Annotated in this window: 18 protein-coding genes; 7 read left to right on the forward strand and 11 right to left on the reverse strand. The window is 32.9% G+C overall.

Annotated features, from left to right (window positions below; all coding sequences use genetic code 11):
- Nucleotide 1: 1 nt before the first annotated feature.
- Nucleotides 2-874: an ABC transporter ATP-binding protein gene (locus tag M0D21_RS01250; protein ID WP_248325728.1), complete on the reverse strand. Its 873-nt coding sequence runs from the start codon at nucleotides 872-874 to the stop codon at nucleotides 2-4.
- A gap of 205 nt (nucleotides 875-1,079) precedes the next feature.
- Here M0D21_RS01250 and M0D21_RS01255 point away from each other — a divergent pair, with 205 nt between their 5' ends.
- Together M0D21_RS01255 and M0D21_RS01260 are read left to right on the forward strand one after the other, a co-directional pair.
- Entirely contained in the window at nucleotides 1,080-1,871 is a 792-nt protein-coding gene (locus tag M0D21_RS01255) for a sensor histidine kinase (RefSeq protein ID WP_248325730.1), read from the forward strand.
- On the forward strand, nucleotides 1,868-2,566 hold the full coding sequence (locus M0D21_RS01260; protein WP_248325732.1) for a LytR/AlgR family response regulator transcription factor: 699 nt from the start codon (nucleotides 1,868-1,870) through the stop codon (nucleotides 2,564-2,566). The genes M0D21_RS01255 and M0D21_RS01260 overlap by 4 nt, the downstream gene beginning before the upstream one ends.
- Before the next feature lie 34 nt (nucleotides 2,567-2,600).
- Here the strand turns inward: M0D21_RS01260 and M0D21_RS01265 are convergent, their stop codons facing one another.
- Genes M0D21_RS01265 through M0D21_RS01280 form a run of 4 tightly spaced genes read right to left on the reverse strand, consistent with a single transcriptional unit; the run spans nucleotide 2,601 to nucleotide 5,660 of the window.
- Nucleotides 2,601-3,404 (reverse strand): SDR family NAD(P)-dependent oxidoreductase, encoded by an 804-nt coding sequence (locus tag M0D21_RS01265; protein WP_248325734.1) that lies wholly within the window; start codon nucleotides 3,402-3,404, stop codon nucleotides 2,601-2,603.
- Complete coding sequence (locus tag M0D21_RS01270; protein ID WP_248325736.1) at nucleotides 3,401-4,378, reverse strand: LLM class oxidoreductase; 978 nt, start codon at nucleotides 4,376-4,378, stop codon at nucleotides 3,401-3,403. Before M0D21_RS01270 ends, M0D21_RS01265 begins: the two co-directional genes overlap by 4 nt.
- Nucleotides 4,375-4,677, reverse strand: a complete 303-nt coding sequence (locus M0D21_RS01275) for a DUF1330 domain-containing protein (protein ID WP_248325737.1) — start codon at nucleotides 4,675-4,677, stop codon at nucleotides 4,375-4,377. The genes M0D21_RS01270 and M0D21_RS01275 overlap by 4 nt, the downstream gene beginning before the upstream one ends.
- Nucleotides 4,678-4,718: 41 nt before the next feature.
- Complete coding sequence (locus M0D21_RS01280) at nucleotides 4,719-5,660, reverse strand: NADP-dependent oxidoreductase (RefSeq protein WP_248325739.1); 942 nt, start codon at nucleotides 5,658-5,660, stop codon at nucleotides 4,719-4,721.
- A gap of 212 nt (nucleotides 5,661-5,872) precedes the next feature.
- Here M0D21_RS01280 and M0D21_RS01285 point away from each other — a divergent pair, with 212 nt between their 5' ends.
- A complete protein-coding gene (locus M0D21_RS01285) occupies nucleotides 5,873-6,244 on the forward strand; it encodes a winged helix-turn-helix transcriptional regulator (RefSeq protein ID WP_248325741.1) in 372 nt (123 codons plus the stop codon).
- Nucleotides 6,245-6,312: 68 nt separating this feature from the next.
- On the opposite strand, the gene M0D21_RS01290 is transcribed toward M0D21_RS01285, so the two are convergent.
- From M0D21_RS01290 to M0D21_RS01315, 6 genes are all read right to left on the reverse strand, one after another.
- The gene (locus M0D21_RS01290; protein WP_248325742.1) at nucleotides 6,313-6,729 is read right to left on the reverse strand and encodes a nuclear transport factor 2 family protein; all 417 of its coding nucleotides are present in this window, start codon (nucleotides 6,727-6,729) and stop codon (nucleotides 6,313-6,315) included.
- Nucleotides 6,730-6,744: 15 nt separating this feature from the next.
- A complete protein-coding gene (locus M0D21_RS01295; protein ID WP_248325744.1) occupies nucleotides 6,745-7,503 on the reverse strand; it encodes a type 1 glutamine amidotransferase domain-containing protein in 759 nt (252 codons plus the stop codon).
- Between the two features lie 117 nt (nucleotides 7,504-7,620).
- Nucleotides 7,621-8,658, reverse strand: a complete 1,038-nt coding sequence (locus tag M0D21_RS01300) for a helix-turn-helix domain-containing protein (protein ID WP_248325745.1) — start codon at nucleotides 8,656-8,658, stop codon at nucleotides 7,621-7,623.
- Between the two features lie 128 nt (nucleotides 8,659-8,786).
- Complete coding sequence (locus M0D21_RS01305) at nucleotides 8,787-9,695, reverse strand: DUF5777 family beta-barrel protein (RefSeq protein WP_248325747.1); 909 nt, start codon at nucleotides 9,693-9,695, stop codon at nucleotides 8,787-8,789.
- A complete protein-coding gene (locus M0D21_RS01310; protein ID WP_248325750.1) occupies nucleotides 9,685-10,233 on the reverse strand; it encodes a YceI family protein in 549 nt (182 codons plus the stop codon). Before M0D21_RS01310 ends, M0D21_RS01305 begins: the two co-directional genes overlap by 11 nt.
- Entirely contained in the window at nucleotides 10,226-10,663 is a 438-nt protein-coding gene (locus M0D21_RS01315) for an OB-fold putative lipoprotein (protein ID WP_248325752.1), read from the reverse strand. Before M0D21_RS01315 ends, M0D21_RS01310 begins: the two co-directional genes overlap by 8 nt.
- A 374-nt stretch (nucleotides 10,664-11,037) precedes the next feature.
- Here M0D21_RS01315 and M0D21_RS01320 point away from each other — a divergent pair, with 374 nt between their 5' ends.
- From M0D21_RS01320 to M0D21_RS01335, 4 genes are all read left to right on the forward strand, one after another.
- Complete coding sequence (locus M0D21_RS01320; RefSeq protein ID WP_248325754.1) at nucleotides 11,038-12,150, forward strand: LytR/AlgR family response regulator transcription factor; 1,113 nt, start codon at nucleotides 11,038-11,040, stop codon at nucleotides 12,148-12,150.
- Between the two features lie 206 nt (nucleotides 12,151-12,356).
- Complete coding sequence (locus tag M0D21_RS01325; RefSeq protein WP_248325755.1) at nucleotides 12,357-13,211, forward strand: hypothetical protein; 855 nt, start codon at nucleotides 12,357-12,359, stop codon at nucleotides 13,209-13,211.
- Between the two features lie 88 nt (nucleotides 13,212-13,299).
- The gene (locus M0D21_RS01330; protein ID WP_248325757.1) at nucleotides 13,300-13,647 is read left to right on the forward strand and encodes a cytochrome c; all 348 of its coding nucleotides are present in this window, start codon (nucleotides 13,300-13,302) and stop codon (nucleotides 13,645-13,647) included.
- Between the two features lie 13 nt (nucleotides 13,648-13,660).
- Nucleotides 13,661-14,080, forward strand: a complete 420-nt coding sequence (locus M0D21_RS01335) for an OB-fold putative lipoprotein (RefSeq protein WP_248325759.1) — start codon at nucleotides 13,661-13,663, stop codon at nucleotides 14,078-14,080.
- Nucleotides 14,081-14,085: the final 5 nt, after the last annotated feature.

Genomic DNA, 14,085 nt, shown 5'->3' on the forward strand with positions numbered 1-14,085 from the left:
TTTAGTTTAGGTTATTAATCTGAGTGAAATAAACATCTTCTAATCCTGCTTTAACCGATGTAAAACCATTGTCTAGTTCTATATCGCTCATTACCTGTATTACAGGTTTTCCTAAAAACAATTTTTCGTGTATTACCCTATATTCCCTTTTATATACATCCAACTCATTCTTATGAATGGTTTTTTGGTAAATTTTACCTTCGATTTGGTCAATAAGCTCCAATGGTTTTCCTTTAAGTACTACTTGCCCTTGATTTATAATTGCCATATGCTCGCATAATTCTTTTACATCTTCTACAATATGAGTTGACAAAATCACAATGGTATTTTCTCCTATTTCACTTAATAGATTATAAAATCGATTTCTTTCCGAAGGATCTAAACCGGCGGTTGGTTCGTCAACAATGAGTAGTTTTGGATTATTCAGTAAGGCTTGAGCAATCCCAAACCGTTGTTTCATCCCTCCAGAATATCCTTTTAAATTTTGTTTTCTTGCGTGATATAGGTTTGTTTTATGCAGTAGAACATGAACAATTTCTTTACGCTCCCCTTTATTGGTAATCCCTTTAAGAACGGCCAGATGATTTAGTAAAACCTCTGCAGAAATTTTAGGGTACACTCCAAATTGTTGAGGTAAATACCCTAAAATTTTTCTCACCTCATTTTTCTCGTTAAGTACATCTATATTTCCTAGTGTAACCGCCCCATGGTCTGCTTCCTGTAAGGTAGCTAGTGTTCTCATAAGAGTCGATTTCCCTGCTCCATTAGGACCGAGCAAACCAAACATTCCTTTTTCAATAGTTAAGGATACATCTTGCAGAGCATTAATCCCATTTGAATACGTTTTAGATAGGTTGTCGATAGTTAGTTCCATACTGTTCGTTTTTTAATTGATATGGCAAACCTAACAGCAGAATTTTAAGTTCTAAAACTTATGTGATAAACATACCTCTTTTTGGGGCACAACACTACATAATGGTTAAAAAGGGATATATACCAGAAATATTAAATTTCATCACAGGATATCATACGTTTGTCAACTAATTTGTTTGACGGTTTTTTATTACTTATCATTGAACATGAAATTTATAAAAGCACTCAAAAAAAGAATTCCTAAATGGCTGTTTTGGTCAACAATGTTTTTTACAGGGTTGATTATCATCATTTTTAATGACGCTTTTGGAGAGAGTGAGCCTTTTGTAATGTTTGCTTTTGTTTATTTTATCTTCTTCTTTTTTGTTATAATACGATGGACTTTTAAACAAATTAAATCTATAATTCAGCTTAAAAATGAAAAGAAAAAAACAGAATTACTTCATCTTAAGAGTCAAGTAAACCCTCATTTTTTCTTTAATATGCTCAATAATCTTTACGGTTGGGTAGAAAAAGATTCTAAAAAAGCTCAAGAACTTATTTTGAAGTTATCTGATATGATGAGATATAGTGTCTATGACGGACAAAAAGAAAAAGTAACTTTGGAAGAAGAAGTGGCTTACATACAAAACTATATCGAACTTCATGAAATGCGCTATCATAAGCAAATTGATATCAAACTTGATGTTGAGGTACAAGAGTCCGGATATACTATAATGCCTTTGCTATTCATTATATTGGTAGAAAATGCTTTTAAGCATGGGGTTGAAGAGTTAAGAGAAGGTGCTTTCGTTTCTATTCATATTTCGAATGGTAATGGAAACATTTATTTTGAAATCACTAATAATTTTGATGATTCACAAAAATCAGATACTAGTACTGGAATTGGACTAAAGAACCTGAGACGTAGATTGGAAATTCAATATCCTAAAAAGCATGAATTATCATTTAATGAATCTAACAATATTTTTAAAGCAAAACTAATCTTAAAGACATGATTAGATACCTCATAATAGATGACGAACATATAGCGCATGATATTATAAAGGGATATTGTGACCTATTGCCAAACATGCAACTTATGAAGCACTGTTATGATGCTATAGAAGCTATTACGTATCTAAATGAAAACAATGTAGATCTTATCTTTCTAGATCTAAACATGCCAAAACTTAAAGGGTTCGATTTTTTAAAAACACTTACTCATCCTCCTAAAGTAATTGTAACAACGGCATATTCTGAATTTGCTCTGGAAGGATATGAGCTCAATGTCGTAGACTATCTTTTAAAACCGTTCGGATTTGATCGTTTTCTGAAGGCGGTAAATAAGGTTACTAATTCTTCGGTAAAAACCACTTCTCCAAGTGAACCAAATCTCAAGGATGAAGACAAACGTATTTTTTTACGCTCAAACAAAAAATATATTCAAGTTACTACGGCAACTATTCTTTATATAGAAGCCGCGGGTAATTATACTAAGGTAATTACTCAACAAGAACATATCATCGTTAGAGAAAAGATATCTGATCTTATAGAAACCTTATCAAACGATGAATTTTTACAGGTACATAAGTCTTTTGCAGTGGCTACCAAACATATTTCTAGCATTGAAGGCAATAGAATCCTGATTGGTAGCACTACAATTCCCATTGGAAAATCATATAAAGCTAATATTGATAGCTTATTATCTTAATCTTACAATATTATATTGAAAAAGTTTGTTATGATTAAGACAAAATCTCATTGGTTTTGTTGATTAGTTCTTTTATTTTGATTTCATTATATGCATCTGGGTGTGCTGGTCCAAAATTACCTTTCACTTGTCCTTTGTCATTATCAAAATATTTACCCGAGTCATTAGAATAGGCTTCAGACAGTGCCAAGTCGTACAAAATATCTCCGCCTTTTTCTGCTGGCGACCAATGTTGACCATAAGCTTCGTTTGCCATTCGTGTATTCAATAAAGAACCGGGGTTTACAGCAATTACGGTAATGTCCTTATGTTCTTTAGCCAAACAAAAACTCCACATGGTAAGCGCCAGTTTACTCTGGGCATAAGATTCATTCACAGATAAATGAGCATTTCCTTCTAGGGCACTTATAGAAACTTCACTTTGCGCTGCAGAGCTTAAATTTATAATTCTTGAATTTTTGGTAGCATCAAGAATCGGAAGTATTTCTTGAGTCAAAAGATACGGCGCTAAATAATTTACTACGAAACGTATATCTCCTGAATGCACTCGATCTACAGGACTTTTAAAAATCCCTGCATTATTAATTAATACATCTAGTGTTGAGAGTTTTGTTCTAATTTCAGCAGCCATTAAACGAACTGCTTGTAAATCAGAAAAATCAGCGACAAACCCGTCAACATTTTTACTATTTGAGATTTGCTTAATTTCTGAAATAACTTTAGCCAATTTTTCAGAATTTCGCCCGTGTATATAAACCTGGTGTCCTTCGGTTGCAAATCTTGTTGCAACCAATTTACCGATACCATCAGTGCTCCCTGTAATAAGTATAGTTTTCATGTGTTAATTTGTTCTTTTTGGTTAGAATGAAAATAAGGTAAAATGTTATCTGCCAGTTCTATTAATGTATCTTCTACAGCATTCGTATTAAAACGTAAATTGATTGCTACGTGATTTACACCGACCTCTTGTAATTGTTGAAAATAATCTATCAGGTAATTTACCCCAATTCTAAATCCTAAATGGATAGGTTGAGGTTTATAATCTTTATTCTTATGTAAATCAACATACAAAGGCTGTAAGAAGGGTTTATCAAATTTGCCAAAACCTTGAATCAGTTCACGCCATTGTTTAATCATATGCTGTTGTTGTAATAAGTTACGCGGATAGTACATCCAGCCATCGCCATGTTCTGCATTCCATTCTAGCGATTGTTGGCTATACCCAGTGATCATCATAGGGATTTTATGTGAGGTGGCTTTAGGTAAAACATCGATATACCCCGGTAATTCTCCAAAATGATTATTTGATAGATTTGGAAAACTATCCTGCGATGATCTTATATACTCAAATGCCTCACGAAACAACGATCCTCTATCCTCATGCTTAATACTCATGGCTGGGTACTCATCATAACGATCGCCAGAAGCTACCCCCAGAATTACTCTACCGTTTGATAATTGATCGATAGTCGTTGCAGATTTCACCACATGTACAGGATGATGAAGAGGTAGTGCAATACTTGCTACGCCTAAAGCTATTTTTTGAGTTTGCCCTGCTAAATAACCTAAATAAGTAAAAGGATCATACGTTTGTCCTGCATCTCCAAAGGAAGGGACATGAAAAGGCACATCCCTTACCCATAAAGCTTTAAAACCTAATTTTTCTATTAACTGTACTCGTTTAACATGATGCATCATGCTAGGCACAGCGTTTTGTCCATAGTTTTCAATAGGCACCACCACACCAATACTTAAACGATTAGGTTTAAAAACAGAATTATACCCACTATTTATGTTCTCGAATGAACTCATGAAAGATCGTCTTTCTTTTCAATTAAATAATGATGGCTTACCGCTCCTTGTGCACGTGCTTCGAGATGTGGTACATACTCGGGATCGTTCATAAAATTAAGCGCCGCTTCCCTAGAAGGCCACTCCAAAATTATACGTAATGCGGCAGGTTGGTCCTCTCCTTCAATTTGCTCATGATTAGCTGTTCTTGCAAGATATTTACCACCATGTTTTTGTGCTATTTTTCCTGAAACAGCTACATAGTCTGCTATCCAATCTTCTGTTTTTGGAGTTACATCTAAAACTGAATAATATGCCATAATATTATTATTAAATTATTTATTATTTGATTTATAATGTTTTATACAGTAACAATTACCTTTCCTACTGTTCTTCCGCTTTCTAATTGCTGATGCGCTTTTGACATCTCATCAAAAGTGAATGTTTTAGAAATATGTGGAGTAACATTTCTGTTTTCTAAGAGTTCTTTTAAAGTATTCATATCTTTTCCGCTAGATTGAACCATATGAAAAGATAATTGAACATTACGTTCCTTAGCGAAGGTTAAGATTTCATCAGAAAAATCTGGGGTAGGAATAGAAACAATACTTCCTCCTTCTTTTACAACTTTAATAGAATTTAGTAAAATATCTCCATTAAAAACATCGAAAACAAAATCTATATCCTTTAGAATATCTTGAAAAACTTGTGTTCTATAATCGATATGTTCATCTGCACCTAAAGACATTACAAAATCTTTGTTCGTACCTGAACTTGTAGTAATTACATATGCTCCCAAAGACTTTGCTATCTGAATGGCAAAATGTCCAACACCACCAGAACCGGCATGAATTAGAACTCTGTCCCCTTTTTTGATATTAGGCTGAAGTACTTGTAAAGCTGTTAACGCTGCTAAAGTCGAAGCTGCAGCGTGGTCAAAAGATATATTATCAGGTATGATGGCAAGTTGATCTTGCGGAGCAGCTACATATTCTGCATAAGCATTACCTTTCCCAACAAAGTTGATCATACCAAACACACGGTCCCCAATTTTAAAATCTCTAACTTCACTACCAACAGATGTTACTGTACCTGCAATATCCCATCCTAAAATTGCGGGACGATCCTCGCCATAAATGGCCGATAAAACCTGGTCGTTCCTTCTTACTTTATAATCGACCGGGTTAACCCCTATTGCCTTTACTTCTATTAATACTTCTTTTTCCTTTATTTGAGGCTGATTAACATTTTTATATAGGAGATTTTCTACTCCTCCCGCCTTTTCTAAAACTATCGCTTTCATATTTTGTAATGTATTTCTTTTAAACTATAAAAAGTATAGCACAAAAATATAAAGCATTACGTGATTGTGCAATAACGGTCAAAAATGATAGTATACAAAACAAATAATAAACCACTGAATAACAATATTTTAAAATACAAAAAATACACTATAAAAAATATAGTTGTATAATTTAGTATAGTATGATACCTTTGCATTAAAATGCGAAGATTATGCCTCAAAAACATGAACGAAGACTTATAAAATATAACGACAAATTATTTTCCTGCACTACCAGTATAGCTATGGAACTTATTGGAGGTAAGTGGAAAAGTGTTATTCTCGTGTATCTAATTGATGGAGAAAAACGGTATAACGAGTTACGAAAATTGATTTCAATGATAACAGAACGGACATTGAGTTTACAATTGAAGCAACTAGAGAAAGACGGATTAATTTCTAGAAAAGTATATACTAAGAAACCTCCTTTAAAAGTCTCTTATCAACTTACTCCATTTGGAGAAAGTCTAATCCCTATTCTCACCTCTATAGCAAACTGGGGAATGGGAGTAGCCAACGAAAAAGGTGAATTTTTAAGTGAATAGCATATAAAAAAACCCGAAATAATTCGGGATATAGGTAAAACTGTTCTAAATAGGATTTTGAAGCGATATTAGTAACTTCTGAAGGTATAGCTTTTATGTACGATTTTCCATCCATCTTTAGACTTAAGAAGTAATAAATAATCGGTATACATTCTTTTCATACCAGGCATATCGACTTCTATTTTCGCTATCGCTGCATTATTTTCATAATCTATAGATACAATTTTACCTATTCGGTTTCTCTTCTTTCCATCGGTAAAAATTTCAATATACTTTTGTCCAGATCTAGCTTTTATTTCACCATCTTCTCCTACTGCATATAAATTTAAATCAGGATGAAATGCTTGTTTTAATCTTTCGGGTTCTCCGTTTGCAGTACCTTCGATATAATCTAACAAAGTTTTTTTAATTTGATCTTTTTCGTTTTGTGCATATGCGCTTATCATTCCGAATAAAACACACATTAGAATAATTGTTTTTTTCATGTTTTTGTTTTTTGATTAATGTTTAAGATTTTGAATAGCTTCTAACACCTTTTGGGCAACTATTCTGGTTGCGGTTGGATCTTGGCCAGTAATTAATCTACCGTCGATTACAAAATATTTATCCCATCCTTTTTCTGAATAGACAAAATTGCCTCCATTGTTAGTGATGGCGTTTTCAATCGAAAAGGGAAATGCCTTATAATACTCTGCTTCTTTTCTTTCGAACTTATCAGGGTATCCATTTACTTTTTTTTCTGCGTATACATAAGAACCTTCTTTGGTCTTTAAGTTTACAAGACCTGCCGTTCCATGACAAACAGCCGAAATTATACCGTTGTTTTCATATATCTGCATAGCTATGTCTTGGATTTTTTTATTTTCTGGAACGCCAAACATTGCTGCTCCTCCTCCACTATAGTAGATAGCTTGATACTTCTTGGGGTTTATATGTTCTGGACCACGTGTATTTTTAAGTAAATCCATGAACTTTGAATCATACAAATACTGCTTCTGTACAGGATCTGAAGTTGATAAATAACCTATAGGTATAGCACCTCCATTTGGACTTACAAAATCTACTTGATAACCCGCTTTTACAAACTCGTCATATGCCAATACTATTTCCGCAAAATGATTGGCTGCATTGAGTGTAGTACTTCCATAGGTATGTTGATTCGATGTTACTATTAAAATACTACGATTCTCATTTTGAGAGAACAATAGACTCCCCATACAGAGAAATAGCATGTTAATGACTATTTTTGATTTTAACATGATGAATGTTTTTCTGGCAAGTTGCTAGAATACACTGCAAAATCATTAATAAGTTATAAAATAGAAGTACTGATTTATAAAAATGAACCGAAAAACATGACTAAACTATTGTATTTACTAGGAATGACTCAATTTATATTTTGACGGAGTGACTCCCGTAATTTTCTTGAAAGTTGTAAAAAAAGTTGATTTTGAATTAAAACCACATTCGTATCCTATAGCTTCTGTGGTGTAATTATTTTCGGTTTTTAATAAGCGCTTGGCTTCTTCAATACGATATTCATTGATGTATAGTGAAAAACTCTTACCCAAATTGTCATTCAGGAATTGAGATAAATAATGTGGTAAAACATTTAATTGAGAAGCAACCTCGTTTAATTTAAGATTTGGGTTTTTAAATAGCTCTTTAGAAGTGATAATTTCTTCAAGATTTACTCTGATGCTTTTTGCCTCTTGCGATTCAATTTTTTTATTGGCGTACTTGGTTTGTTCTTCAAAAAACATCGCTTTCTTATCTCGTTTGAATACCCAAAACAAAATGATTAAGTAAAACACAAACGATGAAGAAAAAGCTCCAACTATATAAGAAGTATATGATCCGATATTATACCCCAGCCATATTAGTGCGACACCCACAAAAATACTTAACACCCAAATCTCAGGTCTAGTAAGCTTCATACTTCTGGAGAATAACTTTTTGAGTGTATCTCTAATAGCATAGCCAGTAAAAAGTATGTACAATAGCCATTGCAAATAGATACCCTTAAGAATCCATCTTGACCAAAGTTTCCTATATGACCAATAAGGATAAATAATTGCTAATACCGTTATAACAACCACAATAGGGAATATATGAGATATCCACCACTTTGGTAATTTTTTGGTACTCACGGTATTTATATATAAAAATAAAAATGGACCAATAAGCGCACAGGCAGCAATACCTATTTGTATGTAAATCTGAGCTAAATCTCCATTAAAATATAAAAACACTGACTTTATAATCCGTATGCTTAAGACCAAAATTAGTGCAGAAAGAAAATAATTTGAAACTTGTTTAAGTTTTGAAAAAAAAGCAAAATAGATACTAAGAAAGAAACCATTAAAAGCCCCAATCGCACTTAGAAGAAATAATAATTGACGTTCTATATCCATACATCGCTTTAAACAGTAAATATAAAAAACCTCTTTATAAAATGAAGAGATCAATACTGGTCATTTCCTTAAATTACAAACAAATTCTACTAGAAACGATTTATCAGTTTATAAAAATTGATATACCTTTATTTTTCTTTTTGATTTGTATGTAAAACAAAAATAGCATTAAACCCAAACGTTAAATTTCCATCATTAAAATTGAAATTATTTGGTGTTTGTGTAATAAACGCTTCTTCTGAGAAGAACCAGGTATTGGTGAGTTTAAACTGAAGCATCACATCACTCAATTCCCAATTAACCCCCAAAGCAAAGGCATCGTATGTAGTAAAAGACTCTAGAGGGTTGATTACATAGTAATATTCTGACACAATAGAAACATGACCTCCTACTTTGTATCGACCTCCTATTCCAATTGCAAATTGATTATTAGGATCCTCGGCAAAAGCTGAAGAACTTCTATGAATATAAGTAGGTGAAATTTGGGCAGAAAACTGTGGTGTAAACTTTCGGGCAAGTAACAGCTGGGTAGTAAAACTTAACTGATCCTGAAATGTATCGAAACGGTTTATATCGGGAAGAGGTGGATTGCGTTCACTTCGATATGCGATATTCTGAAATAATGTAAGACTTACAGGTGCTCCTTTACCATCACTACGTTGTCTAATTAGCTTATATTTAAAAAAGCTATCAAAAATACCATCTAAGGTACTCCATCCTCCACCCCAAGTTAATCGATCAGAAATACCATACTCCAATCCTATTCTAGCCCCCATTCTATCAGCTACAAAACTCTGCCCTCTAGAATTCGGAATATTCCAGTACCTAGTAAACCCCTGAAATTCTAATACTCCTTTTTTTCTAGTCTCAACAGAGTGGCCAATAGAAATTCGACTAGCTTTAAAGGTCGCCAACTGATATTGAGGATCATCTGGATATTCTTGATCTAGTTTATCCAATAAATCCTGCGCCTGGATCGATATATGTATACCCATCAGGATACCTAGGTGTATCAAAAAAAGGATATTATTTTTCATAATGTTGATATTCAAATCTGAATTTTATGGATATAATCTTAGCAATATTCGGAGCCAATATTGGTGGAATTTTAATATCAAAATCCTTAACAGGAACTTCAAAATCACCAGTTATAATATAAGAACCATCTATTTGCTCTATGGTTGTTTTTATTTCTACTGCTTTTGTAATACCATGAATGGTTAGATTTCCCTTTACCATCCTTGTTTGCATAGAGGCATCTGAAGGGTCAAAATCAATAATTTTCCCTCCAAAAGTCGCTTTAGGATATAAATCTGATTCTATATAACTCTCATTAAAATGCTCATGCATTAATGATTTTTTGAACACAAAGGCATTCATAAGCATACTCACTGCTATTTCTTTTTTAGAAATATCAATTATGCTTAGTACTTGGTTGTTTTTGGCTTCAATATCCTCAACAGATGTATAAGAAAAAAATGAAACCTGACCCTGACGCGTTATAAATTGATCCGACTTAGCATCAAAGTCCGTAAAATTGATAAAAAAGAATATCAGAACAATAAATTTATTCATTGATGGTAGTGTTAATCAGCATACAATTAAGCAATATAGCATCTTTTAGAAATCCTTTACAAACTCCCTTTATTTTTATTTTTTGGCCTTTCTTCAAATCTTTGATCTCTCCCTCCTGATTTGGATACATATCACAAATAACGCTGGAATATTTATTTTTCCCATATAAAAAAATAGTGTTCCTGTTATTTAGGAAGGTAATATCTTTTATAATGCCCTCTACTTCTATTATTTTCCCTCTGTACATTAAGTTTGCAGCATCTTCGTCAACAATAAAAGAAGAGATGAGTTCTCCTGAGCTTATTTCTACATCGGTAGAAACGGTATTCATGTTCATATAAGAATCACCAGAATATCTAAAAACAAGATATACTCCAATCAATATAAGAAGTCCAAGAGTAAAAAATATGATATTGGCTTTTTTATGCATTGCAAGATAAAAGGCTTATTCTACAAGTAAAATTACAATATTGCGCTTACAAAATATAATTTGGAAAGATATAAATTAAGGATGGCTTTGGGTATACTATTTAATTTCATATTGCTGTATTATAAATGCGTTTAGTTTTTCTTTTGCTGTTATGTCATTTATTGAGGGTAAAGGAACATCCTTATTTATAAAGTATGATAATAAACCTTCCCGAAGAAGAAAAATGGGTTGTGAAGAGGAAAAAAAGTAGCTGAATGAATTAGAATTATTTCATAATTAGAAAAAACACCTAAAAAATTATACTATTTTAGTTTCATAAATAAAATAGTAGAATAAATCGTTAGGATACTACCCCTGATTTGCAAACCTGACACATGAGAAAAGACAAATTATATTTTTTAACCTTTATTTCTATATCGGTCATTTTCTTGATTATTGCCTCATTAAGTATTAAGTACTTTATTAAGGTAAGTGCAAATCAGTTAATCGAAGTACAACTCGAATCTAGTAAACGGGAGGCGAATGAATTTGCTAAACTTATCAATTACCAACTTGCCGGTGGTATCGACAGAAAAGTTGTCATAGATAATGTACAAAATACAATAGAGAACACGCATAACGAAGCCTCTTTTATATGTGTATTCAATTGGTCTGGAAAAGAAGTTTGTAACCCCGATAAAACAAAAGTTGGTCAAAAAGTAAATTCAGATCAATCTCTACTCAATTCATTAAATGAAGAAAATAGTTCAGATAAACTATATGATTTGCTTCTTAATGTAAAGAATAAAACTGAAGATAACGATGATGAACGAGATGGTTTTAAATCGGAAATTGTATACATTTCTCCGGTAACAGAATCTGATTTAATTGTCGCAGCTCACGTAAACCTAAACGAAATATCAACACAAATATCAAAACTAAAAACCAGTTTCTACACCATTTTTGCACTTATGGGTGGTTTAATTATTCTATCCTCTTTTTTTGCCGTAAGAATTATCGGGAGTTATTATGAGAAACAGCTAGAAGAGAAAAATACATCCCTTGAAAGTGAACTCATTAATTTATCAAAGTTGAATACTGATTTGGTGGCGTATCAGCAGAAAATGGAAGAAAACGATGGTCCAGAAACTCAGGAATCTGCTTTTGAGACCGGTAAAAAACGAATATTGACCTATATAAGAAATGAACTTATACCCACTTCTATTAATGAGATCGCATATATATACACCGAAAATACGATTACATATGTGGTTTGTTTCGACGGAAAAAAGTCTACAAGCAATACAAGTTTAGATGATATGTTTACCAGTTTAGATGCATCACTATTTTTTAGAGCAAATAGACAATTTATTATTAGCATTGCAGCAATAGAAAAAATCATTAAGTACGGTAATAGTCAGCTCAAGATTTTAGTGCGAGATGCAGATGTCGAAATCATTATTAGTAAAAATAAAGCGGCAGAGTTTAGACAATGGTTAAATATATAATCATATTTCAAACGCTTTTTTTCCTCTTTTAAACTGCTCCTATCTCTAGAGATATCTTTGTTGGGTGAATTAGTCAAAAATTCGACATTTTATTCAATCCTTTTTTTTCCTTTTCAACGCCAAATTTTCCCTTTCGCATATATTATTTTGATTACAAGGTCTTTGTTTACGGTACTTTGCTGAACAAATCTTTAATAACTCGAAAAATGAAAAATCGTATTTTAGTATTGTTCGCATCTCTACCGATATTGTTTAGTTGTAGTAGTGATGATTATGATGAACAACCAAATCCAGACACACAACAAAACGCCGTTAGACTAGCTTCGAATGCAACCTTTGGTAATATACTTACCGATGCAGAAGGAATGTCTTTATATTTCTTCTCCAGAGATACAAAAGGAGAGTCAGCATGTTCTGATGGTTGTAAAGCGGCATGGCCAATATTCTATGCAGAAAATTTAACTCTCGATAACGGTCTTGAAAGTTCAGACTTTGGTGAAATCACAAGAGCCGATGGTGAAAAACAAACAACCTTCAAAGGGTGGCCATTATATTACTTTGCCAATGACAATGTTGAGGGAGACACCAATGGAGATAAAGTTGGTAACAACTGGTATATCGCCAAACCAGATTATTCGCTAATGTATGCCGAAGCTCAGTTAGTAGGAAAAGACGACCAGGGAAATCCTATTAACTTTAAAAGTGACTATACTCCAGGAGACGAGCTTACATTTTATTTAACCAATTCTTCAGGTAGAACAATATATACATTTATCAATGACAAAAATGGTATAAACAACTTTACTGCAGAGGATTTCTCTAACAACGATATATGGCCAATTGTGAGTATAGAAGTAGATAAAATACCAAGTATTCTTGATGCCACCGATTTTGGAGTAATAGAAGTTTATGGTTCACAACAAATAACATATAAAGGATGGCCACTATACTACTTTGGGCAGGATTTGACCAGGGGGGATAATTTTGGAATCAACTTTCCTGCTCCAGGGGTATGGCCGATCGCAAATACAGATACACCAACTGCACCAGCAGCAAATTAAGTGTTCATATTCATATTTAGTTTAGTAGTTAGTTGATTAGCAAGGGGAAGAAATTCTTTTTCTTCCCCTTTTTCTAAAAATCTTTATCATGAAAAATTATTTAAATATCAAAATACTGTTTATCGCAGTGTTAACAAGCCTTATACAAATTTCCTGTGACAATAATGTAGAAGAAGAAACCAGCGCAGAAATTATTGAATGTAACTCCGAGGTGTCTTTCTCGGCACAAGTAAAACCAATAATAGACAACCGATGTGTTGAATGTCATAATGGTAACAGATTTCCAGATTTACGAAATATCCAAAGCATTAGTGCCAGTGCCGCACAAATAAGATCTGCAGTTGTAAGCAGACGAATGCCACAAGGTAGTTCACTGAGTAGTGAACAGATAGAAATCATCAGATGTTGGATCGATGGTGGAGCATTAAATAACTAATACCATGATCATCATGAATAAGGGAAAAATTCTATTAGGATTGGTAATTTCTTTAATTGCTATAGGTATTATCATTTCTGCATCACTTTTAAACAAATCTCATTTGGATATAAGTGCCGAAAATGCACAAATAGTCATTAGTTCTAATAAATTATTCGAAGACTTCCAAAACGATGAAACAGAAGCGAATACCAAATACTTGGAGCAAATAATTCAAGTAAAAGGTACTATCGTAGACATAAACATCGATAAAAACAAAGGTGTTATTGCACTTACCAGTGATGATGAATTAGGCAATGTACTTTGCCATTTAGACAGCACTGAAACCCACAAAATATCACTTTTACATAAAGGGCAATCTATAAACATCAAAGGGGTTTGCACCGGATTTCTAATGGATGTCATCCTTGTAAAAAGTGTAATTATTAATTAAACACG

The organism is Aquimarina acroporae, from assembly GCF_023195925.1.
GTDB lineage: Bacteria > Bacteroidota > Bacteroidia > Flavobacteriales > Flavobacteriaceae > Aquimarina > Aquimarina acroporae.